At 56.2% G+C, this 21,402-nt stretch carries 19 protein-coding genes; 9 read left to right on the top strand and 10 right to left on the bottom strand.

The features are described from left to right. Window positions 1–55 precede the first annotated feature (55 nt). Window positions 56–1,048: an MBL fold metallo-hydrolase gene (locus tag LPB19_RS13180; protein ID WP_206643359.1), complete on the top strand. Its 993-nt coding sequence runs from the start codon at window positions 56–58 to the stop codon at window positions 1,046–1,048. 3 nt (window positions 1,049–1,051) lie between these two features. Here LPB19_RS13180 and LPB19_RS13175 read toward each other — a convergent pair whose 3' ends face one another. Beyond that, the gene (locus LPB19_RS13175) at window positions 1,052–2,065 is read right to left on the bottom strand and encodes a class I fructose-bisphosphate aldolase (protein WP_206643358.1); all 1,014 of its coding nucleotides are present in this window, start codon (window positions 2,063–2,065) and stop codon (window positions 1,052–1,054) included. A gap of 164 nt (window positions 2,066–2,229) precedes the next feature. On the opposite strand from LPB19_RS13175, the gene LPB19_RS13170 reads away from it, so the two are divergent. Next, window positions 2,230–4,314: a dehydrogenase gene (locus LPB19_RS13170; RefSeq protein ID WP_206643357.1), complete on the top strand. Its 2,085-nt coding sequence runs from the start codon at window positions 2,230–2,232 to the stop codon at window positions 4,312–4,314. 136 nt (window positions 4,315–4,450) lie between these two features. On the opposite strand, the gene LPB19_RS13165 is transcribed toward LPB19_RS13170, so the two are convergent. After that, complete coding sequence (locus tag LPB19_RS13165) at window positions 4,451–5,068, bottom strand: hypothetical protein (protein WP_206643356.1); 618 nt, start codon at window positions 5,066–5,068, stop codon at window positions 4,451–4,453. A gap of 218 nt (window positions 5,069–5,286) precedes the next feature. Between LPB19_RS13165 and LPB19_RS13160 the strand changes: the two genes are divergently transcribed. Further along, window positions 5,287–5,643 carry a RidA family protein gene (locus tag LPB19_RS13160; protein ID WP_206643355.1) on the top strand — a complete coding sequence of 119 codons (357 nt, stop codon included), beginning with the start codon at window positions 5,287–5,289 and terminating at the stop codon, window positions 5,641–5,643. Window positions 5,644–5,885: 242 nt separating this feature from the next. Further along, a complete protein-coding gene (locus tag LPB19_RS13155) occupies window positions 5,886–6,116 on the top strand; it encodes a ChaB family protein (protein WP_206643354.1) in 231 nt (76 codons plus the stop codon). Window positions 6,117–6,223: 107 nt separating this feature from the next. Here LPB19_RS13155 and LPB19_RS13150 read toward each other — a convergent pair whose 3' ends face one another. The 5 genes from LPB19_RS13150 to LPB19_RS13130 form a co-directional block, all read right to left on the bottom strand. After that, window positions 6,224–6,922: a TSCPD domain-containing protein gene (locus tag LPB19_RS13150; protein WP_206643353.1), complete on the bottom strand. Its 699-nt coding sequence runs from the start codon at window positions 6,920–6,922 to the stop codon at window positions 6,224–6,226. Window positions 6,923–6,950: 28 nt separating this feature from the next. Beyond that, on the bottom strand, window positions 6,951–9,089 hold the full coding sequence (locus tag LPB19_RS13145) for an adenosylcobalamin-dependent ribonucleoside-diphosphate reductase (protein ID WP_206643352.1): 2,139 nt from the start codon (window positions 9,087–9,089) through the stop codon (window positions 6,951–6,953). A gap of 526 nt (window positions 9,090–9,615) precedes the next feature. Beyond that, complete coding sequence (locus tag LPB19_RS13140; RefSeq protein ID WP_206643351.1) at window positions 9,616–10,410, bottom strand: ABC transporter ATP-binding protein; 795 nt, start codon at window positions 10,408–10,410, stop codon at window positions 9,616–9,618. Window positions 10,411–10,419: 9 nt separating this feature from the next. Beyond that, window positions 10,420–11,322, bottom strand: a complete 903-nt coding sequence (locus tag LPB19_RS13135) for an ABC transporter permease (protein WP_206643350.1) — start codon at window positions 11,320–11,322, stop codon at window positions 10,420–10,422. Window positions 11,323–11,394: 72 nt separating this feature from the next. Then, window positions 11,395–12,369 carry an ABC transporter substrate-binding protein gene (locus LPB19_RS13130; protein WP_206643349.1) on the bottom strand — a complete coding sequence of 325 codons (975 nt, stop codon included), beginning with the start codon at window positions 12,367–12,369 and terminating at the stop codon, window positions 11,395–11,397. Between the two features lie 246 nt (window positions 12,370–12,615). Here LPB19_RS13130 and LPB19_RS13125 point away from each other — a divergent pair, with 246 nt between their 5' ends. Together LPB19_RS13125 and LPB19_RS13120 are read left to right on the top strand one after the other, a co-directional pair. Beyond that, window positions 12,616–14,283, top strand: a complete 1,668-nt coding sequence (locus tag LPB19_RS13125; RefSeq protein ID WP_206643348.1) for an AMP-binding protein — start codon at window positions 12,616–12,618, stop codon at window positions 14,281–14,283. A gap of 128 nt (window positions 14,284–14,411) precedes the next feature. Further along, a complete protein-coding gene (locus LPB19_RS13120; protein WP_206643347.1) occupies window positions 14,412–14,897 on the top strand; it encodes a thioesterase domain-containing protein in 486 nt (161 codons plus the stop codon). Window positions 14,898–14,921: 24 nt separating this feature from the next. Here the strand turns inward: LPB19_RS13120 and LPB19_RS13115 are convergent, their stop codons facing one another. Further along, window positions 14,922–16,610, bottom strand: coding sequence for an ABC transporter permease (locus LPB19_RS13115; protein WP_206643346.1), 1,689 nt, complete (start codon window positions 16,608–16,610; stop codon window positions 14,922–14,924). Window positions 16,611–16,729: 119 nt separating this feature from the next. Beyond that, a complete protein-coding gene (locus LPB19_RS13110; RefSeq protein ID WP_206643345.1) occupies window positions 16,730–17,746 on the bottom strand; it encodes a Fe(3+) ABC transporter substrate-binding protein in 1,017 nt (338 codons plus the stop codon). A gap of 179 nt (window positions 17,747–17,925) precedes the next feature. On the opposite strand from LPB19_RS13110, the gene LPB19_RS13105 reads away from it, so the two are divergent. The 3 genes from LPB19_RS13105 to LPB19_RS13095 all read left to right on the top strand — a co-directional run bounded on the left by LPB19_RS13105 (window position 17,926) and on the right by LPB19_RS13095 (window position 20,251). Further along, window positions 17,926–18,192 (top strand): PilZ domain-containing protein, encoded by a 267-nt coding sequence (locus tag LPB19_RS13105; RefSeq protein WP_206643344.1) that lies wholly within the window; start codon window positions 17,926–17,928, stop codon window positions 18,190–18,192. Window positions 18,193–18,203: 11 nt separating this feature from the next. After that, window positions 18,204–18,779 (top strand): hypothetical protein, encoded by a 576-nt coding sequence (locus tag LPB19_RS13100; protein WP_228289114.1) that lies wholly within the window; start codon window positions 18,204–18,206, stop codon window positions 18,777–18,779. Window positions 18,780–18,973: 194 nt separating this feature from the next. Beyond that, window positions 18,974–20,251 (top strand): HD-GYP domain-containing protein, encoded by a 1,278-nt coding sequence (locus LPB19_RS13095; RefSeq protein ID WP_228289113.1) that lies wholly within the window; start codon window positions 18,974–18,976, stop codon window positions 20,249–20,251. Here LPB19_RS13095 and LPB19_RS13090 read toward each other — a convergent pair whose 3' ends face one another. After that, window positions 20,252–21,379, bottom strand: coding sequence for an organic solvent ABC transporter permease (locus LPB19_RS13090; RefSeq protein WP_206643341.1), 1,128 nt, complete (start codon window positions 21,377–21,379; stop codon window positions 20,252–20,254). Window positions 21,380–21,402: the final 23 nt, after the last annotated feature.

The following is a 21,402-nucleotide window of genomic DNA, read 5'->3' as shown; positions in this document are numbered from 1 at the left end:
ACCGCGAGTCGGACACCAATGCAGGTTTAACATCACGGACAGGAAGGGAAACACGATGCCTACACGATCGTTCCGCTCCGGGAGTCGAATCGGGATTGCCGCAGTATTCGTTACCGCGGTGGTCAGTTTCAGTGTGCTTGCCGACGAAAGCGTGGTCACCGTTACTCCGCTGGGTAGTCACGACGGCGAGTTTTGCGGGCGAGATCGCGCACTGGTCTTCGAAGATCCCAGTGGCACCCGAATTCTTTATGACGCCGGCCGAACCGTGGCAGGGCCCGACGACCCGCGCCTGGGCGACATCGATGTGATCCTCGTCTCTCACATGCATGGGGATCATGTCGGCGACAGTCGTATCCCGAAAGTAAACGCCGGTACCTGTGGGTCACCCGAGACATCCGTGTCGACGCTGCCGCAATCGAACTCCGTCGATATAGCGGTCGGAAAAGGTGCGAAGATTGTTACTGGCAGTGAAATGCCCGCGTTCTTCGCCGCTAAGCTGAAGGCAGCCGGCGGCGATCCGGCCAACTCGCTGCTTGTGCGCTTTGGCGCCGAGATCCAGGTGGGAGAGGTGGCCATGACCACCGTGCCGGCCGTGCACAGCAACGGTGTGTCCCCCTCATTCCTGACCGGCCCGCTGGCGGAATATCTGAAGGCCGCCGGGGTTGGCGCGAGCGTCGGACCGCCCACGGGCTATGTCCTGACATTTACGAATGGCCTGGTGGTGTACTTGTCCGGCGATACGGGGATTACCGCGGAGCAGGAACGGGTGGTCGGGGATCATTACGGTGCTGAGCTCGCGGTGATGAATATCGGCGATACCTTCACCACCGGGCCGAAGGAAGCCGCCTACGTCATCAACGATCTGATTAAACCGAAGGCGGTCATTGCCTCTCATGCCAACGAGGCAGCTACCGCCAACGGTAAAGTGATTGATGGCACCCGAACCGCCCAGTTTGCTGAGATGGTGCGGGTGCCCGTGCATGTGCCACTGAGTGGTCAGAGCATGACCTTTGACGGAAACGGCCGGTGTACTCAGGGCTGCGAATAGGGGCTAGTCTTCCAGTGCCGCCTGATATTTGCCGGAGCGCGCTCCGCTGTTCAATCGGGCGCGTTTGAGCAGTGCCTCCTGCGCCGCTTCGCGGTTTTCCAGCTTGCCTGCCCAGGCCTTCTGGGCCGGTTCCTGCAGGGCCCGGCCGTAGGAAAAACTTAACGCCCAGGGTTGGGGCCCGTGGCTGTTGAGGGCATTCAGGTTGGCGGTGGCTTCTTCCGGCGTTTGCCCGCCGGATAGGAAGAATATCCCCGGGACCGCCGCCGGCACCACGCGCTTGAAGATCGTCAAGGTGGCGTCCGCGACTTCACTCGGTGCAGCATGAGGGTTGTCCTTGCCGGGTGTCACCATGCTGGGCTTGAGAATCATGTGTTCAAGCTGGATTCTGTGGCGGGCGAGGGCATTGAACACCTCACGGAGCACCTCTTCGCTCACTTCGGCGCAGCGCGCAAGGCTGTGGTGGCCGTCCATCAGCACTTCCGGCTCTACAATTGGCACAATGCCGCAGGACTGACATACGGCCGCATATCGTGCCAGCACCTCGGCATTGGCTTCGACGGCTGTGCGCGACGGCAGGGTATCGGAGATATGGAACACGTCGCGCCATTTTGCGAAGCGAGCCCCCTGGGCCTTGTAGCTTTCCAGCCGGTCATGCAGGCCATCCAGCCCGAATGTGATTTCATCGCCGGGGGCGTTGACCATGGGCTTCTTGCCCTTGTCCACCTTGATGCCGGGCACAATATGCTGGCTTTTTAACAGCTCTGGGATGGGCTGACCTTCGAGGCTGGTCTGGCCGAGGGTTTCTTCAAATAGAATCACGCCACTGATGAACTCACCCAGCCCGGGTGCAGACAGGATCAGGCTGCGGTATTCCCGGCGGCTGTCTTCGGTGGATTCGACATCGATGGCACGAAACCGTTTCTCGATGGTTGGCGCGCTTTCGTCGGCGGCCAGAATGCCCCGATCCGGACCCACAAGATCCGCAATAGTTGATGAAAGCTCATCCTGAATGGTCATGGACGCTCCTGGCTGATGCATTGGTTGTCGGAAATGTGGAATTTTCGCTTTCATTGTAGACCCAAGTTGAGGGTCTGAAATTTGATCTGGGCAAAGGAAAGCGGCGGCATAGTGTTTTACCCTTCGTTTCAGCACAACAAACATAATTTGCACAGGTAAGAACTATGAAAACGGTCGTCAGCGTCAGCCAAGGCTCTTCGGAATACGATTACCAGCTGGAGACGGAATTCCTGGGTCAGCCTTTCCGGGTGATACGTCTGGGGTCGGACGGTGACCTCGGCCGGGCCGAAACCCTGCTGGAGTCGGTGCGCGAGCAGGCCGATGCCATTGGCCTGAGCATGATTCACGATCATTACCAGGTCGGGAAGGAGCAGCTGCTGCATCCCGATACGGCCCGACTGGAAGATTGCATACCGGACAAGCCGGTCACCACCGGTTCGGGGTTGCGCGGTATTCTGCAGGAATGGGCGGTCCGGCATACCCAGTCGGAGCTCGGACACTTCTTCGACAACGCCCGGGTGTTGTGCTTTAACGGCCAGGCCAGTTACCGCATTGCCCGTGCGCTGGAAGAGCATACGGACAACCTGTTTTTTGCTGATCCGTATACCGATTTTGGTGTTCCTTACCTGCTTACCTCTCTCAGCCAGCTGGAAACCTACACCCGCATCAGCGCTCCGTTTATGTACCGTCCGGTGGCGGCCCGTGCTGTAGAGATGGCCCTACACAATCCGCTGTATCGCCTTGCCGAGGGCATGGTGAAAAGCTCTCTGAGTGATGCGGTGGAATCTGCTCACGTGATTGTGGCCTCGATTGGCGATCTTGAGGGCATGGGGCAGAAACAGCTTGATGGCAAAACGATTATTACTTCCCGCGTGACTGACTCGTCGCTCGACTGGCTGAAGGCCCGGAATGTGGCCATGGTGGTGGATTACAGTCCCTGGCTGGAAGACCGCCCGGTGGGCACGAACGTCATGGAGGCGATGATCAGTGCCGCGCTGGCCCGTACCCCAGAGCAGCTGGCCGCCGATGATTACCTGAGCGTGATTCAGAAACTGGGCATTGAGCCGCGGATAATTTACCCAAATGCCTATCGGCGGGTGAATCGATTCGCTTTCGTCATCCACCCGTTGTCCCAACAGTACCTGACCAAGACTCCGCCGCTGGACTGGATTGCCAATGTCTCCCCCAAAGGCGTCATGAACCTGGTGGAAAAAGCCGTGGCTTACACGCCGCCGTTCCTTTATTCCAAGGTCAGTGGCATCACTTCGCCAACCGGGGACGAGGTGGAAGGCTGGCTGATTACTGTCGGTGGCACGCCCAAGGAAATCATGGCCCACGACCCTGAATTCACCTACAGCCGATTGTTACAGGCCGCCAAACTGGCCAAGAAGCTCGGTGCTCAGGTGATGGGGCTGGGCGCTTTCACCAAGGTGGTGGGGGATGCGGGTATTACCGTGGCCAAGCGCGCCCCGCTTCCAATTACCACCGGGAATAGCTACAGCGCCTCTGGCGCCCTGTGGGCCGCCCACGATGCAGTCAAGAAGATCGGCCGCGTGCGCGTCGGCAAGAGTGGCAAGATGGCCGGCAAGGCAATGGTTGTGGGTGCTACCGGTGCCATTGGTTCGGTGTGCGCCCGCCTGCTGGCAAAGGCGGTAGATGAAATATATCTGGCCGCGCCAGAACCGGCCAAGTTGCTGGCGCTGAAAGAAAGCATCGAAGCGGAAACGCCCGGGGCAACGGTACACATCGCCGGATCAGCCGATCGGAATCTTGCCGACATGGACATGATTGTTACCGCTACCTCAGGTGCGGGTAAACGTATCCTGGATATCATGAAGGTGAAACCCGGCTGCGTGATCACCGATGTGGCTCGCCCGCTGGATATTCCGGCGGAGGATGTGGCCAAGCGTCCCGATGTGCTGGTCATCGAGTCCGGCGAAATTCAGCTGCCAGGTCGAGTACATATGAAAGACATTGGCCTGCCCGATGGCATCGCCTATGCGTGCCTTGCGGAAACCATCGTGCTGGCCCTGGAAGGGCGTTTTGAAAACTTCACGTTGGGGCGCAATATCGAATGGGAGAAAGTCCGCGAAATCTACAAGATGGGCCTGAAACACGGTATGAAACTGGCGGCCATTTCTGGCGTGAACGGTGTGTTCAGCGAGGAAGATTTCGAGCGGGTTCGTCAGTTGGCGGCAGAGAAGGATGAACCCGTAAAGGGCCAAGCAAAAAAGAAGGCGCAGGGGTAAGTGGGGGGCAAGGTCCCTTCGTGCTGTTGGGTGATCGCAGCGGGCAAAGGTTTTTGCCCACTGTGATCAAGTTAGTGATGCTGCCGGTTTGGAAGCGTTTGGAAGATAAACGGCAGCGGGTGGCAGTGATTAACACTTAAGCCCCATTGTCCACGTACTCAACGGCCTTGGCAGCGAGTTCATTGATAAAGACCAGGAAATAGCCGCTCAGCAAGAGCATCGGCGAAATAAAAACGGCGATAAAACCGGACATAAACAGGGAGTCCGGCGCCATGCCCGATTCAAATCGCAATACGCTACTGAATAGAATCGCCAGGAATGCCAAGGCTGAGAGGTGTCGAACGATACGGAATTTGGTCGTCGGAGATACAGAAATCGTTTTACCGGAAACACCCGCCCACAATGAATCAAGAAAATACAGCAATAATGAAATCCACCCGGCAATATAAAGTAACGCGTCATTACCGTTGACATCGTTTGCGCCCACCTGGTTTGGATCGGTGCCCAAAACCAGGTGGCCACCCTGAGCCAATGGCGCAAACATATCGCCTCCCCATGCCACAAGCAGGTCCATGATAGCGGCGACGGTGTCTTGAGAGTAGAAGCCTGTCAGCGTGAGAAACGTTCCGCCCCAAAACACGATTGAGGCCGTTGTCAGCACATAGCCGATGTAACGGATAAGTTGCTTCAGAAGAAACCGCTTGACGGGTGATTGCGGCACACTGAACGAGTACTCAACGGTGAAGCTGGACACCTCTATACCTCTCTGATGTTTATGTTTTTTTGAATCTGGCGATTACAGTGATTCAACGATGGTAGCACGTGGCCTTGCGAGTAAAGCTCGACCTGGTCGTGAATTTGTGGACGGGAAGGGTCTGGGGCGAGTGTGCTTGATCCGGATGGTTGCCTGGTACGGAGGCGGTGTAAACTAGGCGGTCTTGAGAAACTTGCCCGCTTTTGAGGAGAACAACCATGTCAGACATTCAGCGCATCCAGTCGACCGACAGAATGAGCCGTATTGTGAAGCATAACGGAACCGTATATCTGTGCGGTCAGACCGCCGGCGAGGCGGACTGGGATATCGGCAGGCAAACTGCGGAATGCCTCAAGAAGGTCGAGAATCTGCTCGCTGACGCGGGCAGCTCTTCGGATCGCATTCTTTCAGTTACGATTTATATCCGTGATATGAAGGATTTCGCTGCGATGAACGCGGTCTGGGATGAATGGGTGAAAGATCTGCCCAAGCCCGCCCGTGCGTGTGTCGAGGCTCGCATGGCTAGGCCTGAGATTTTGGTTGAGATGACCGTTGTGGCTGCCGAAAGCCCCTGATGCTCATCCGGATGGGTGCTGGCAGGGGTGTGCGCATCTCTCACAGGAAGGAAAGCGCAACCCCTGCTAGCAGCCAGAGCACGGCCACAACAACCAGCACCGACAGGAGTGGGCTATCGGGGCTCTTGAGGACGCGGTTGTTGCAAAAGGTCGCTTGTGTGACGAGGAGCCCGGGATTAAGCAGATAATCGACGTTGATCCATAATTCTCCCCAGAAATGGATTGAAAAGGAGTATGAGTTCATGCCGTATGCCAGCAATTCTGAGCTGCCCAAAGGGGTGCAAGACAACCTGCCCGAACATGCTCAGGAGATTTACCGAAAAGCGTTTAATTCGGCCTGGGAGGAATACAAGGACCGGTCCGACCGGAGGGGTGATGCAGGTCGTGAGGAGACGGCGCACAAGGTCGCCTGGGCCGCCGTAAAAAAGGAATATCACAAGGAAGGCGACCGATGGGTAAGAGACAGCGACTGATCGAGGCTGGTCTTTGGGGGCATTGAACAGATTTTTTGGTTCACTCAATAAAAAAGCCCGACAGCGTTCGCTGTCGGGCTTTTCCGTTAGTGCGTCAGGTTGTCACCTTAACCGCACTTGCTGTCTCCGCAGGATAGGCAAGTAGCGCAGCCGTCCATCACGATTACAGCCTTGGTGCTGCACTTGCCGCACATGGTGGCGTTGGCAGGGTAGTCACTGCTTTTCTCATCATTGGTAGCCGCGCTTTGGCTGGCCTCGAACTCGGCACGCTTTTCAGCAAGGATGCGCTTGGTGGTTTCGCTCATCTCTTCGCTTTCCAGCAAACCGATAGCCTTCAGGTGCTTCTCGATCACCGCGCCGATTTCGGCGACCAGCGATGGCATGAATACGCCGCCTTTCTTGAAGTAACCGCCGTTCGGATCGTAAACAGAGCGCAGCTCTTCGACCAGGAAGGTCACGTCACCACCCTTTCGGAACACCGCGGAGATAACGCGGGTGAGGGCGATAACCCACTGGAAGTGCTCCATGGACTTGGAGTTAATGAACACTTCGTAGGGCTGCCGGCTCTCATGGTCGGTATCTTCGTTGAGCAGGATGTCGTTAATGGTGATGTACATCGCATGCTCAGCCACCGGCGGCTTGATCTTGTAGGTCGTGCCCAGCAGGAAGTCTGGCCGCTCGATGTTCTCATTCATCTTGACGGGCGCTTGTTCCTGCGGCTGGGCAGCAACCGCGGCGTTGTTGGCGTCTGCATCGGCTTTCTTTACGCGGTAGCCGACGATTTTGTTGCTGATTTTCACTGTCATGTTCGTGTTCCTTAGTCGGGTTCCCGGATCAGTACTTGCCGTAAGTGCCTTCTTTCAGCGCGTCAAACAGGTTCGCGGCGGTGTGGATTTCGCCATCGTACTCAACCTGTTCGTTACCCTTCAGGGTAACTTTGCTGCCATCGTCCAGGGTGAACTCGTACATCGTGTTCTCAAGATCTTTTTCTTTGACCAGTACGCCCTGGAACGCCTCCGGGTTGAAGCGGAAGGTTGTGCAACCTTTCAGGCCCTTATCATAGGCGTACAGGTAGATATCTTTGAAATCTTGATATTCGAAGTCTGTCGGAACATTGGCCGTCTTGGAAATCGAGGAATCTACCCACTTCTGAGCGGCGGCCTGGATGTCCACATGCTGCTGCGGCGTTACGTCGTCAGAGGTGGTGAAGTAAGACGGAAGCTTCTTGTCCTCTTCATCTGAGAACGGCATCGCGCCCGCATTCACCAGCTGACGGTAGGCCAGCAATTCGAACGAGAATACGTCGACTTTCTCTTTGGTCTTGCGGCCTTCACGGATGATGTTACGTGCATAGTGGTGCGAAAAGCTCGGCTCGATCCCGTTACTGGCGTTGTTGGCCAGCGACAGGCTGATGGTCCCCGTCGGCGCGATGGAGGTGTGGTGGGTGAACCGACCCCCTTTCTCCGCCAATTCCTTGATCAGCTCAGGCTCCAGGTTCGCAATCTGCTGCATGTACTTGCTGTACTTTGCGTGCAGGATGCGGCCTTTTACTTTATCACCCAGCTTGTAGCCATCGTTGGCCAGCTCCGGGCACTTACGCATCATTTTCGGTGTAATTTCGAACTCTTCGTTCATGATTGGGGCCGGGCCTTTTTCTTCAGCCAGGGTCAGGGACTGGCGCCAGCCCTCTACCGCCATTTCACGAACGACTTCCTCGGTGAACTGTACCGACTCTTCAGAGCCGTATGGCATGCGGAGCATCGCCAGGGTGGAACCCAGGCCCAGGATACCCATGCCGTGACGGCGCTTGTGGGTGATTTCGTGACGCTGCTCTTCGAGCGGCAGGCCATTGATCTCTACCACGTTGTCCAGCATGCGGGTGAAGATACCCACTACCTTACGGTACTTCTCGTAGTTGAAGCTGGCCTTGTCGGTGAACGGGTAGTCCACGAACTTGGTCAGGTTGACCGAGCCCAACAGGCAGCTGCCGTAAGGGGGCAGGGGCTGCTCGCCACACGGGTTGGTGGCCCGGATATCCTCGCAGAACCAGTTGTTGTTCATCTGGTTCACTTTGTCGATCAGGATGAAACCTGGTTCGGCGTAGTCGTAGGTCGAGGTCATGATGGTGTCCCAGATGAACTGGGCTTTCAGGGTTCGGTAGATGCGGCACGCTACCTTGCCCTCGTCGTTCATCACGTAGCCATCCAGCACCGGGAAGTCGCGGTAGACAAACTGGCTGCTATCAGTGAGGTCAAGCTGCTCGTCTGCCACTTCTTTCTGGGTCACCGGGAAGGACAGATGCCAGTCGTCGCCGTTGCGAACGGCTTCGATAAAGTCTTCGGTGATCAGCAGTGACAGATTGAACTGGCGCAGGCGGCCGTCTTCACGCTTGGCCTGAATGAAGTCGATTACGTCCGGGTGGTGAACGTCAAAGGTCGCCATCTGCGCACCGCGGCGACCACCGGCAGAGGACACCGTGAAGCACATGCGGTCAAAGATATCCATGAACGACAGCGGGCCAGAGGTGGTGGCACCGGCACCGGCAACGTAGGCACCTTTCGGGCGCAGGGTAGAGAACTCGTAACCGATGCCGCAGCCGGCTTTCAGAGTCAGGCCTGCCTCGTGGTTCTTCTCCAGGATATCGTTCATGGAGTCATTGATAGAACCAGATACGGTGCAGTTGATGGTGGAGGTGGCCGGCTTGTGCGCTTCCGCGCCCGCATTGGACGTGATACGGCCAGCGGGAATAGCTCCGTTCTGAAGGGCCCAGATGAAGTCCTTCATATGTTTGGTGCGATCGGCTTTCTTTTCGACCTCGGCCAGAGCCTTGGCAACACGCTCGTAGGTTGCGTTGATGTCCTTATCGACGGCTTCGCCGGTTTTTGTTTTTAGTTGGTATTTGCTGTTCCAGATGTCCAGCGAAGCTTCCTGCATCGGAATTGTTGTAACCACAGCTTGTGCCTTAGCGTTCATTGCCACCCCTTTGATAATGCCAGTATGTACGCGTCTTTGTATGCGCAGCCGATATTTTTGGACCGTACTGCGCCCTTTTAACTTCAAATGTCTGTCGGTCCGAGCAGTGCGAAGACCACAATATGTAGTGGTTGGTGTTGCTGTCTCGGGGATGAATCCTGGTCAGATTCATCTTCGAAGGCCCGTGTGGAGCCGCCTTCAGGGCTGCCCGGAGGATTGTGTCCAGAAAGTGGGCTGACCCCATATATGGGTCGAATTTGAAAGAAGTATAACAGGATATAGTGTTCTGTGAAGAAGATCGGAACTATTGAAGAGGGGGCTAGAAGCAAAAAAATAAATCATGAAAGGCTTGCATGGCTGAAACCCCGATGAAATCTAGGCTCCCGGCTCTTGAGTAGAAACCACTATATGTTGTGGTTAAAAAATATCCAAACAAAGCTCACCATCGGGTTACAGTTGTTGCGGTTTCCCAACGAAAAGAGGCGGGAATTACCCCGCCTCTTCTGTTCGAGCGCTGGCCCAATCGCTAGCCTAAAAGCAGGCTGTCATCATCGACTTCCAGGCCGCGCTGCTTCTCGAACAGTCCGAGCAGGTCTTTGACTTCGAGGCCTTCTCGTTGTTCACCTTCAATGTCGAAGACAACCTGGCCCTGATGGAGCATCACCGTGCGAGTGCCCACTTCCAGTGCCTGCTTCATGCTGTGAGTTACCATCAACGCGGTCAGTTTTTGCTCGTCGATGATTTTGGTGGTCAGCTCAAGCACGAAGGCGGCGGTTTTGGGGTCGAGCGCTGCGGTGTGTTCATCCAGCAAAAGTATGCTGGAGGGGGTCAGGCTCGCCATCAGCAAACTTACGGCCTGGCGCTGTCCACCGGAGAGCAGACCCATTTTATCGCCCAGGCGATTTTCCAGACCCAGCTTGAGGGAGGAGAGACTGTCCCGGAACTGTTCGAGGTACTGCTTTTTGACGGCAGATGTCAGCCCCCGGCGCTGGCCTCGCTTGATCGCCAGGGCGAGGTTTTCCTCGATGCTGAGGGCTTCGCAGGTTCCGGCCAGTGGGTCCTGAAACACCCGGGCAACCATTCCGGCACGCTTGTGGGTGGGCAGCTTGGTGACATCGACGTTATCGACAATGATTTCGCCGCTATCGACCATGACCTCACCAGACAGCGCGTTGAGGAAGGTCGATTTTCCTGCGCCGTTACTGCCGATGACAGTAACAAATTCACCCTGGTTAACTGTCAGGCTCATACCCCGAAGCGCGGGGTTCTCCAGCGGGGTGCCTTTCCCAAAGGTCAGTCGGAGATCGCTTGCACTAATCATGTTGCCTCCTCAGGCCTTATTACGGGTGAATTTGCTGACCACAGAGCTGCGTACGCCCGGCAGGACAATCGCCAGGGTGACGAGAATGGCGGTGATCAGGTTGAGGTCTTGCGCCTGCAGGCCCAGCACGTCTGCGTTGAGCGCAAAGGCAATCGCGAGTCGATAAACGATGGCGCCGATAACGCAGGCAAACAGCGCGCGCAGAACGCTGGAGGGTGTGATCACTGCTTCACCGCCAATCAGGGAGGCCAAGCCGATGATAATGACGCCCACGCCCATGGTGACGTCCGCCGCCCCCTGGCTTTGCGCGAACAGCGCGCCGGCCAGGCCTACAAGCCCGTTGGAAACGGCAATGCCAAGTACGATCATGGCGCCGGTGGCGATACCCTGTGCCCGGGCCATTCTGGGGTTGGCGCCGGTCGCACGCATGGCCAATCCCGTTTCCGATTTCATAAAGCGCCACAACAATACCAGGCTGACACCCACCACGATCAGGAACAGGACAACGGGCACCTGATGAAAGGCCAGGCCCAGATCGTACCAGGGCGTCAGTACGGTTTCCTCGCTGAGCAGGGCGACGTTCGGGCGGCCCATGACCCGTAGATTGATCGAGTAGAGCGCGATCATGGTCAGAATGGAGGCCAGAAGGTTCAGAATTTTGAGCTTGACGTTCAGCAGCGCGGTGACCGCGCCAGCAGCCATACCCGCCAGCACCGCAGCACCGGTGGCAAGCCAGGGGTTCCAGCCGCTGATGATCAGCATGGCGGCAACGGCCGCACCGAGCGGGAAGCTGCCGTCAACCGTCAGGTCTGGAAAATCGAGTACGCGGAATGAGATGTAGATGCCGAACGCCACCAGGCCGTAGATCAAGCCGGTTTCAATGGCGCCATAAAGTGCGATTTCACTGAGCATGGGTCTGTATCACTATAAATAAAAAGCGGGCGGGCCCCATTGAAGGGGACTCCGCCCGCTGTCATCGGATTTTTACTCGTCGTTCTGGATAACCTTCTGTGCCTCGTCGATCAGCGTTTGAGGCAGGGTCATGCCCATGCGTTCCGCTGCAGAAGGGTTCACGTGAAGGTCGAGTGTTTCCATGGTTTCGACTGGCATGTCGCCGGGTGCCTTGCCTTCAAGTACCCGGGCAACCATGGCGCCAGTCTGACGGCCGTGATTGTAGTAGTTGAAGCCCATCGCGGCTACTGCACCGCGATCAACGGTTGCGGTATCTGCGGCAAATACCGGCATGTCGGTGCGCTCACCAACCGAAATAACGGCTTCAACCGCGCTGATGACGGTGTTGTCCGTGGTGAGGTAGATAGCATCGACCTTTCCAACCAGCGAACGGGTTGCACCGAGAACTTCGGATGTTTTGGTTGCCGCAGCTTTCTCCAGGGTCATGCCCCGGGCTTCCAGTCGCTCTTCCAGCAGATTCACCAGAGACACCGCGTTGGCTTCACCGGGGTTATACACGGTGCCGATCCGCTTTGCGTCGGGCAGGGCCTTGTTCACCATATCCAGATGCTTGTCGATAGGTAACATATCGCTGACACCTGAAATGTTTGCGCCCGGCGCTTCCAGGTTACTGACTAGCTTGGCGCCGACGGGGTCGGTCACGGCAGAAAACACCACCGGAATCTCCCGCGCTGCAGCAGCAACGGTCTGCGCGGAAGGCGTGGCGATGGCAACGATCACATCCGGGCTTTCACCGACAAACTTTCGGGCAATCTGGGCTGCGATAGCCGAGTTACCCTGAGCGCTTTCGTGCATGACGGTCAGGTTTTCACCTTCTTTGAACCCGCGCTCTGCCAATTCATCCTTAACACCTTGATAAACGGCATCCAGGGCGGGATGTTCAACAATCTGCGTGATTGCAACGGTGCGGGATTCCTGTGCTTGCACCAGGCTTGCTGCTGCCAGCAGTGAGGCACCGATCAGGGTGCGCAGGCTTCGTTTGGCCATGTACCTGTCTCCGAATTTTTGTCTGGATGGGTGGATTTACAAAACTCAGAATGACGAAAGGCGGCAAGTTTACCACAGGCGTTTGGGCTTGGGGGTGCGGAATCTCAGGGGCTGTGTAACGAGGCGCCCAAGCCGAATAGTTTTGGCTTCGTCACACTTTGCTATTCCATACTGTGGTCAAATACGCTACGAAAGTCTTATAAAAAATTACCCGCTCTAACACATGGACGAATAAAAGGAAGATTCATGGACACAACCAACAGACTTCCCCTGGATTTGGTGTATCAACGGGAGGCCACTCAAGGCGATTCCCTCTATATGACTCAGCCCCTCGGCGATGGCAAGGTGGCGGAGTACACCTGGGGACGGGCCGTTGACGAGGCGCGGCGCGTGGCATCCTACCTGAAATCACTCAATCTTCCGGAAAAGAGCCGCATTGGTTTGATTTCAAAAAACTGCGCACAGTGGATCATGACCGACTGGGCGATCTGGATGGCGGGCCATATTTCGGTGCCCCTGTACCCGACCCTGAACGCCGATACGGTCAATTACATCCTGAACCATGCCGAATGCGATGTTCTGTTCGTTGGCAAGCTGGACGACTGGGATATGATGAAGCCTGGCGTGCCTGAGTCTGTGCGTTGTATTTCCTATCCGTTGAGCCCTCCCAACGATTTTGAAACCTGGGATGATATCGTTGCGTCCTTCCCACCGTTAGAGGGCAAAACCCAACGCGATCCGGACGAGCTCGCGACCATTGTGTACACCTCGGGTAGCACTGGGCGGCCTAAGGGCGTCATGCTGAGTTTCCGGAACATGGCGTTTTCCGCAGCCGGGGGTACCCAGGTCCTGAACCTGGGTCCGAAAGAGCGCATGTTGTCCTACCTGCCGCTGGCGCACGTCTTCGAGCGTACCTTTGTCGAGTTGGGCTCGCTGTATGCCGGTTTCGAGCTCTATTTTGCCGAATCACTGGATACCTTTGTTCAGGATCTTCAGCGCGCGCGTCCGACGTTGTTCCTTTCGGTGCCGCGCCTTTGGGTGAAGTTCCAGCACGGTGTTCTGCAGAAGGTGCCCAAGCAGAAGCTGGAGCGCCTGATGCGCATGCCGGTGGTGAACAAACTGATCAAAAAGAAGATTCTGAAAGGTCTTGGTTTGAACAAGGTCAAACTGGCGGGCAGCGGCTCCGCACCGCTTTCCAACGACGTGCTGGACTGGTATCGCGCGCTCGGGCTGGAGTTGCTTGAGGGCTACGGAATGTCTGAAAACTTCGCGTACTCGCACATGAATCGTCCAGGCCGTTCCCGCACTGGCTATGTCGGCGAAGCGCTGCCGGGCGTTGATGTGAAAATTGCCGAAAACGGAGAGGTACTGGTAAAGAGCCCGGCGACCATGATGGGTTATTACAAAGATGAGGAAAAAACCCGTGAAACCTTCACGGAAGACGGTTACCTGAAAACCGGTGACAAGGGCGAAATTGATGAGCTTGGTCGTCTGAAGCTGACCGGGCGGATTAAGGAAATCTTCAAGACCAGCAAAGGCAAGTACATCGCGCCGGCACCGATTGAAAACCGACTGATGTCGCACGATGCGATTGAAATGGTGTGCGTCTCCGGCGCAAACCAGACTCAGCCGCACGCGCTGGTGGTGCTGGGGGAAGAGATCCGTCCGAAGGCGGCGGATGAAAACTTCCGGAAGGAATTGGAGGCAAGTTTCAAGGACCTGATTCAGGAAGTGAATAAAAGCGTTGATCCGCATGAGCAACTGGCGTTCATCACGGTGGTTAGCGATGAATGGTCGGTGGAGAACAGCTTCCTGACGCCGACGCTGAAGTTGAAGCGTAACGTTGTTGAAGATGCATACCAGGAAAAAGTGGATAACTGGTACGCCAAGCGCCAGCCTGTCATCTGGCAATGATTGGCGACGAGACCTCGTGGTAAGCAGAGGCCCGGCATTGCCGGGCCTCAGTTCGTTAGAGCCGACATAAGTCTGATTGGTGACGTGAAGCCAGAGGCTTAAGCTGTTGTCTGGTACAGGAGGGTGAAATGAGTCAGCTGGACCTGCTGCAAAAACGAATTCATCAAGAGATACCGCTCAGCCGGGCACTGGGGATAAGGCTGGAGTCTTGGGATGGCCGCACGTTCGTGTTGTCAGCGCCGCTGGCCCCCAACCGAAATCATCAGCACACGGGGTTTGGCGGGAGCGTCTATTCGGTAGCGGTGACCGCTGCCTGGGGGTTGACCGAGCTAGCTCTGGCGGATCTCGGACTGAGTGGCGCGGTTGTCATTCAGCATGGGGATATTGATTACCGGTTGCCCGTCGATGGCGATTTCTATGCGGTGTGCCGGTTGCCGCAGGGCGAGGTGTCGGAGCGATTTCGTAAAAGTCTCGCCCGATACGGCAAAGGCCGTCTTGAGCTGGTTGCCGAAGTCTTTTGCGGGCGTCCTACCCGAAACCCGACCGGAGATGCCTGCGCGGTCTTGAGTGGCCGGCTGGTGGTTCAGGATGCACGCTCAAAGCTGTCGTTCTGAAGTGCTGCTGCCGGGAACGGTTTCCTAGCCAATGGAACGGGTATTGGAGATTGATCGGCTCATGACAATAATCGGGATGATCCCGGCCAATACGATAATCAGTGCCGGGAGCGCGCTGTGATAGAGGCGTTCGTCTGATGCAAACTGGTAGACGTAGGTGGCCAGCGTTTCGAAATTGAACGGCCGCAGGATCAGTGTCGCGGGCAGTTCTTTCATGCAATCCACGAATACCACCAGAGCCGCCGTCAGCAAGGTTCCGCGCAGCATTGGCAGATGCACCTTTACCAGTGTTTGGCCCGGCGAGTGACCGAGGGAACGCGAGGCCATATCCATACTCGGAGTAATCTTCTGCAGGGCGCTTTCGACGCTACCTGCAGACACGGCGAGGAAGCGCACCGTGTAGGCAAACACAACGGCGAAAGCCGATCCGCTCAATAACAGGCCGGTGCTGAAACCAAAGACTTCCCGGGACCAGCTGTCCAGCCAGTTATCAAAACCGGCCAATGGCACAATCACCCCCACCGCGAGCACGGCGCCGGGCATCGCGTAGCCCAGGCTGGACAGGCGCATTAAAACACGCATGCCACGAGTGTTATGCAGCCGGCGGCTGTAGGCGAGGGTGATACCGATCAGTAGGGTCGTCAGTGCGGCCGTTCCGGACAGAAACAGACTGTTCAAAGTGTTCTGAACGAAATCCGGGTTCCAGCTCTCTTCAAAGTATTCCCATGCGTAGAGCCCCAGGGTGGCGCCCGGAATAATAAAGCCGAAGAGAACGGGCAGCAGGCAGACTCCGACACACACCAGTTGACGCGGAAATGACATGGTAAAACGCTGGATCGGGTCACGATTGTCCCGCGCTGCAAATTGCTGCTGGCGCCGGCGGGAATAGCGTTCAAGAGTGACCAGCAGTACCACGAACACCAGCATGGTGGTGGCAATTTGCGCCGCCCCGCCAAGGTTTCCCAGGTTCATCCAGGTATCGAAAAGCCCGGCGGTGAGGGTTTGCACGGCAAAGAAATCTACCGTTCCGAAATCGTTGAGGGTCTCCATCAACACAAGAGAGAGGCCGACTGCGACGGCAGGGCGGGCGATGGGCAGTACGACGCGGAAAAAGGTGCTGACTGCGGAGTGGCCGAGGCTGCGGCTAACGGCAAACAGGGATGGAGACTGCTCAAGGAAGGCGGCGCGTCCCAAAAGGTAGACATAAGGATACAGCACCAGCCCAATCATCAGCACGGCGCCCTCGAGACTCCGGATCTCCGGAAACCAGTAGTCACCGGCGCTGGACCAATCGAACCAATCCCGTAGTGCGGACTGCACCGGTCCGGCATAGTCCAGAAGGCTGGTGTAGACATAGGCAATGACGTAGGCAGGAACGGCAAAAGGTAGTAGCAGGGCCCACTCAAAGAATTTTCGGCCGGGAAAATCGCACATCGTGACCGTCCAGGCTGTTGCGAGCCCAATCACGAGTGTGAGAACGCCAACGCCGAGCATTAGCTTGCCGGTGGTCACGAGATACCGCGGAAGCGTGGTCTCGAGTAAGTGAGGCCAGATGTTTTCTTCCGGGAAAAACGCCAGGAAAATGACAGAGAGTACGGGCAGGGCGACGATGGCCGTGGTGGCCAGTGCGGAAAAGAGCCACCGGCGTGAGGTGCGTTTTGCCAGCAGGGGCTGGTGGAGCCCGGCGTCAGTGCTGGAAACGGCCTCGGTCATAGTGATCCTGATACGTCGAAATGAGCGGAGTTGGGATTGTAGACAGGTCGCTCATTGCCTGCAATGACAGAGCCGCAGGGCAACCCCAACCCGGGGTTGCCCTGCGGCATCGCGCCATCTTACTCGCCGTCGTAATCGACCCGGTCCACCATTTTCACGGCAGCTTCCCGGTTGGTGGCGATCTCTTGCAGAGACAGGTCGTCAGGATTGATCGGGCCCCACTCCGCCACGAGCCCAGAGGGTGTCACGCTCGGGTTCGCAGGGTATTCGGTGTTGGCCTCCGCGTATACCTGCTGGGCTTTTTCGGAAGACAGGAACTCCATCAGCTTGATGGCGTTGTCTCGATTTGGTGCGCTCTTGGTGAGCGAGATACCGCTAATGTTCACGTGGGTGCCGCGGTCCTCGGCATTGGGGAACACCAGGCGAACCTGTTCGGCAATCGGACGCTGGTTTTCATCCTGAAGCATGTTGCCGTAATAGTAGCTGTTGCCGATGGACAGATCGCATACACCTTCGGCGATCGCTTTGATCTGATCCCGGTCTCCGCCCTGAGGCTTACGGGCCAGGTTGTCTTTCACATTCTTCAGCCACTCCTCGGTTTCTGCCTCGCCGTGGTGTGCAATCATTGAGGAGATCAGAGCGATGTTGTACGGGTGCTTACCACTGCGGGTGCAGATCCGGCCTTCCCATTTGTCATCGGCCAGCTGCTCGTAGGTGGTGATTTCGCCTTCTTCAACGCGCTCTTTGGAGGCGAAGATAAGTCTGCCGCGGGTCGTTAGGGCGAACCATTTGCCTTCGGGATGTCTCAGGTTTTCCGGGATGTTCTCGTTCAGGGTTTCGTTGTCTACGCCCTGCACCAAATCCCGCTCGACCAGCTCGTTAATACGGGAAATGTCCACGGTCATGACAACGTCCGCCGGGCTGTTGCGGCCCTCGCGCTCGAGGCGTTCGGCCAAACCTTGCTTGGCAAACACAACATTGGTGTCGATGCCGGTTTCTTGTTTAAACGCGTCAAGAAGGGGCTCCAGAAGGTACGCCTGGCGGTATGAATAAATATTGACTTCACCATCAGCGGTTGCTTGAAGCGGCAGCGATGCGAGCGCAGCGAGTGCGGTCGCGGTCAGTGTCTTTTTCATGTATGGATCCTTGTCAAAATCAAAGTGCCTGACCAGGGGTTGCCCGGGCCAACTGGAAACGCCAACCATTCTCATTTGTATTTGTGTTGGAGTCAATAGCTGGTTCGCATATTTTTTTTGAAATGGTGGTATGCTTCGGAAGCTTTTAAAAACAATACAGAAATCTCAGGAATTGCAGTATGGCAGGCCAAGATCGAAGACAGCACATTCGTACCGCCATGAACGCCAAAGTGAAGGTTGTGCATCCGGAACTTGGGGAATACCTTTTTGCGACTCGTGACATCTCCGATGGCGGCGTTTTCATCGTTGTTGAAGAGCAGGCCTTTGAGGCAGCGATAGGTGACCATGTGACCGTGCAGGTGCAGGGGCTTCCGATTCCGGCCCCGGTTCTTTCTATGGAAATCGTTCGCCGAACCGCTGATGGTTATGGACTGCAGTTCGAATAATGGAAGATGTGATGAAACGCTGTTGCTGGCTCCTTTTCCCCCTGATGCTGCAGGGTTGTGCCTCTTACTATTCCCACTACGCAATGTTCCCTGCCGAGGTATCTGCCGGAGAGACCCGCCAAATACGCCTTTCCTGGCAAACCGCGGATTATCCGAGTTGGTGGTTCGTTGATGACAAGGCAACTGCCATAAAGATGGAAGCCCAGTGCAGTGACCGGATCTGGCGCTTGAGGGATGATGGCGATTCTGGCGCCGGTGCCTGCGGTGCCGGCATTCGCGCCTGTGGAGAGCAGGGTTTGGATCTGCATGCGCCAACCGGTGTTCCGGTGAAGGGGGAGGGGGTGCAATGTCTTGCTATCGAGCCTGGTCAGCCGGAAATAACGATTCCTGAGCTCGGTGAAGAATTGCAGTTGCTGGTTTCCTGTTCTCCGCTGCTGGTCTCACTGCCGGATGGCGAGGAAGAAAAAAACATTGATTATATCAGGGCGTCTCCCGTGCCTTATCGTGTTTATGTCCGCACCGCGCCGCGAGGCTCGTTGCGGGCTCGTTTGCCGGAATTGGACGAATCGGTTTGTGATGATGAGTGACGGACAATTGTCTGCGTGACTGGTATCACAAAGCTACACTTTGTTTCTTTTCGAGCGGCATTGGAACACTTTGTTGTCCTGGAGTTACGATGTGCTACCGAATTGTTGTGGAGTATTCCGGGCAATTGCCGACAATGCTATGTAAGGAAAATTTCTTAATGAGGTGATGTGTGGGCGTCCAGCAGCGGAAAATCATGGTTCAGGATCTGGAAGTGGGCATGTATGTGTCCGACCTGGACCGGCCCTGGCACCAGACCCCTTTCCCCATTCAAGGCTTTTACATTCGCTCTCAGGATGACGTTCGCGCGCTGTCTTCCCACTGCAAATGGGTGATGATCGACGTTGCGGAAATTCGTCAGCCCAAAGAGATGACCGAGAGCAATCTTCCCGTTTTTGGTCGCAGTGCAAAGCGCCGTGGCCGGGAAGAGATTCAATTGCCCCCCCTGAGCATCCGTGAGCCCGTCAGCTATTCGAGAGACGTGCCCCTCGATAAAGAGATCAAAGCCTCCCGGCGTTTACTCGACGACGCTGAGATGGCGCTTCAGCGGTTGTTTGCCACCATTCGCGATGGCGGGGTAGCAGACATTCGCCCGGTTGCAGATATTGCGCGCAGGATGGTCGCAAGTGTGGTTCGGCAGCCGGACGCTCTGCTCTGGTTGAGCCGAATCCGTGAAAACGACGACTACGTTTACCGTCACTCAATGAACACGGCGGTGTGGGCGCTGGTATGTGGTCGTCACCTCGGCCTTAATGAAACCCTTCTGAACCATCTTGGCCTCGGATGCCTTTTGTCCCAGGTCGGCAAATGCTTTCTGCCTCAGGAGCTGCTTGAGCGCGAAGGGCACATGAGTGCCGATGAATATGCGCAATATCGAGAATATGTTGCGCGAGGTGTCGCTAAACTGGCCGACTGTGGTCTTTCCAGGGCCGTGATGAGCGTGGTTCAAAACCATCGCGAGCGTCACAATGGGTCCGGTTTTCCAGGGGGTATTCGTGGTGACCGGATTCCTCTGCTGGCCAAGGTTGCCGGTATTGGTGAGTTTTTCGAATCATTGATTGCGCCGCGCGGGGCCTACGAACCGATGACTCCGGCCAAGGCCGTGGCCATGCTGTACGAAATGCGGAACATCGAGTTTCAGGAAGATCTGGTAGAGGGCTTTATCCGAGCGATCGGTATTTACCCGACAGGCAGCCTCGTGGAGCTGACAGACGGGCGCCGTGGTATTGTTATGTCCCACTCTCCGGAGCGGCGTCTGTGGCCAAGAGTCATGGTGATGACCGATTCGCATCACCAGTCGTTGAAATCCGCCAAGGTGATTGATCTGGCTCGGTTCAATGAGGATCGTGATGCGAGTGAGTCGCTGACTGTCCGCGAGTGTTTGCCGAACGGGACCGAGAATCTTGATCCGTCCCGTTACGATGTGACCGGCGGAGAGTCCCGCTGGAGTCTCGCCAGACTTCTGAGTGGCTGATTATTCGATAATTACTCGGAGCTGCTTCTTGATCCACCGGTAGGTGTCTTCCGGGCGGAAACTGACGAGCAGCTCAGATTCCCCCTCCGGATTTCCCGCTACGAAGTACTCTACCTCCGCCTCTTGCCAGCTGGTTGAGTGGAGCACGACATCGTTGGGGCGAGTGCTCAGGGCGTCTAAATCGCTGATGTCGGCGCTGCCGTCTATCGGCCGGATTTTGATAGTCTTGATATCGGTATCTGAAGCGAGATGATTGGCGACATAAGCATCAAGGTAGTAACGGTTGCTGATCACCGTGGTGATGCCGTTTAGCTCTCCAGTCATATAGCTTTTTGCCGCATCAAGTTTGATTTGATCAACGTACCGTTTGGCAAGCAATATTCTGCTTCTCTTGGCTTGAAGATCCTCTTTGTAGATTTTGTCTTCCTCTATCAGGGTGGGGTCATCGGGAACTGGATCAGCGTTCTCAATTTCTGCCAATGTAGGAGGTGTGTCGCAGCGCTCGTCATCCTCGGGGTGAAAACAAATCTGGGAAATAATCTGGTTCGCCGGCGAGAGATTTTCGCTGTCCCGATTGGCAAACTCATTTTGGGGAATATTGAAGTCAACTCCTCCCTCTACTGTTGGCAGAATGGCGTTGAGTTGGTCAATCACTCGCTGTCTGATGTCGATTCGTTGCCCTCTTGGTAGTTCGGATGTCCAGTTCAAAGCCAAAATGAATCTGATTAGGTTCTGTTGCGCGCTATTTTCTAACAGCGCTTGTTCGGTAATCTTGTGTGTGGTGAGGCCGGTTTCATCTGCTGCCGCATTGGTTAATTGGGCTCTGACTTCTGGCAAGAACTCCATCAGAGTTACGAATTCCTGAGCCGGGACATCCTGAGCGATTCGCAAATCGCCCACCCAAAAGGTCAGGGTCTCGCCCGGGTAGTATTTGAACTTGCCTTCCTCGGTAACCTCACCGCTCTGGCTCTGGGTTTGGTAGCTCAGGCCGCTGATGCCATGAAAGTTGAGTTGACCGACGCTTCGGTCATCCTTGGCTTCATCGGAGCTGTTCACGTCAAGGCAGCCGGCCAGAAGCAGAGTGGAAACCAGGGTGAGAGAAAAAAGGTTCAGTCGAACAAATCTCATGGTGGTGCTCGCGTTTCCTTCGA

The organism is Marinobacter salinisoli, assembly GCF_017301335.1.
In the GTDB taxonomy this organism is placed as follows: domain Bacteria; phylum Pseudomonadota; class Gammaproteobacteria; order Pseudomonadales; family Oleiphilaceae; genus Marinobacter; species Marinobacter salinisoli.
This window is presented reverse-complemented; position numbering and strand designations above follow the sequence as displayed.

Bases quoted from the DNA above. Each gene is read 5' to 3' on its own strand.
- LPB19_RS13135 (WP_206643350.1), bottom strand. From the start codon at position 11,322: ATGCTCAGTGAAATCGCACTTTATGGCGCCATTGAAACCGGCTTGATC.
- LPB19_RS13175 (WP_206643358.1), bottom strand. From the start codon at position 2,065: ATGACCATTCAGGATGAGCTTTCATCAACTATTGCGGATCTTGTGGGT.
- LPB19_RS13145 (WP_206643352.1), bottom strand. From the start codon at position 9,089: ATGAACGCTAAGGCACAAGCTGTGGTTACAACAATTCCGATGCAGGAA.
- LPB19_RS13150 (WP_206643353.1), bottom strand. From the start codon at position 6,922: ATGACAGTGAAAATCAGCAACAAAATCGTCGGCTACCGCGTAAAGAAA.
- LPB19_RS13155 (WP_206643354.1), top strand. From the start codon at position 5,886: ATGCCGTATGCCAGCAATTCTGAGCTGCCCAAAGGGGTGCAAGACAAC.
- LPB19_RS13170 (WP_206643357.1), top strand. From the start codon at position 2,230: ATGAAAACGGTCGTCAGCGTCAGCCAAGGCTCTTCGGAATACGATTAC.
- LPB19_RS13180 (WP_206643359.1), top strand. From the start codon at position 56: ATGCCTACACGATCGTTCCGCTCCGGGAGTCGAATCGGGATTGCCGCA.
- LPB19_RS13160 (WP_206643355.1), top strand. From the start codon at position 5,287: ATGTCAGACATTCAGCGCATCCAGTCGACCGACAGAATGAGCCGTATT.
- LPB19_RS13110 (WP_206643345.1), bottom strand. From the start codon at position 17,746: ATGAAAAAGACACTGACCGCGACCGCACTCGCTGCGCTCGCATCGCTG.
- LPB19_RS13115 (WP_206643346.1), bottom strand. From the start codon at position 16,610: ATGACCGAGGCCGTTTCCAGCACTGACGCCGGGCTCCACCAGCCCCTG.
- LPB19_RS13105 (WP_206643344.1), top strand. From the start codon at position 17,926: ATGGCAGGCCAAGATCGAAGACAGCACATTCGTACCGCCATGAACGCC.
- LPB19_RS13130 (WP_206643349.1), bottom strand. From the start codon at position 12,369: ATGGCCAAACGAAGCCTGCGCACCCTGATCGGTGCCTCACTGCTGGCA.
- LPB19_RS13125 (WP_206643348.1), top strand. From the start codon at position 12,616: ATGGACACAACCAACAGACTTCCCCTGGATTTGGTGTATCAACGGGAG.
- LPB19_RS13095 (WP_228289113.1), top strand. From the start codon at position 18,974: ATGGTTCAGGATCTGGAAGTGGGCATGTATGTGTCCGACCTGGACCGG.
- LPB19_RS13120 (WP_206643347.1), top strand. From the start codon at position 14,412: ATGAGTCAGCTGGACCTGCTGCAAAAACGAATTCATCAAGAGATACCG.
- LPB19_RS13140 (WP_206643351.1), bottom strand. From the start codon at position 10,410: ATGATTAGTGCAAGCGATCTCCGACTGACCTTTGGGAAAGGCACCCCG.
- LPB19_RS13100 (WP_228289114.1), top strand. From the start codon at position 18,204: ATGAAACGCTGTTGCTGGCTCCTTTTCCCCCTGATGCTGCAGGGTTGT.
- LPB19_RS13090 (WP_206643341.1), bottom strand. From the start codon at position 21,379: ATGAGATTTGTTCGACTGAACCTTTTTTCTCTCACCCTGGTTTCCACT.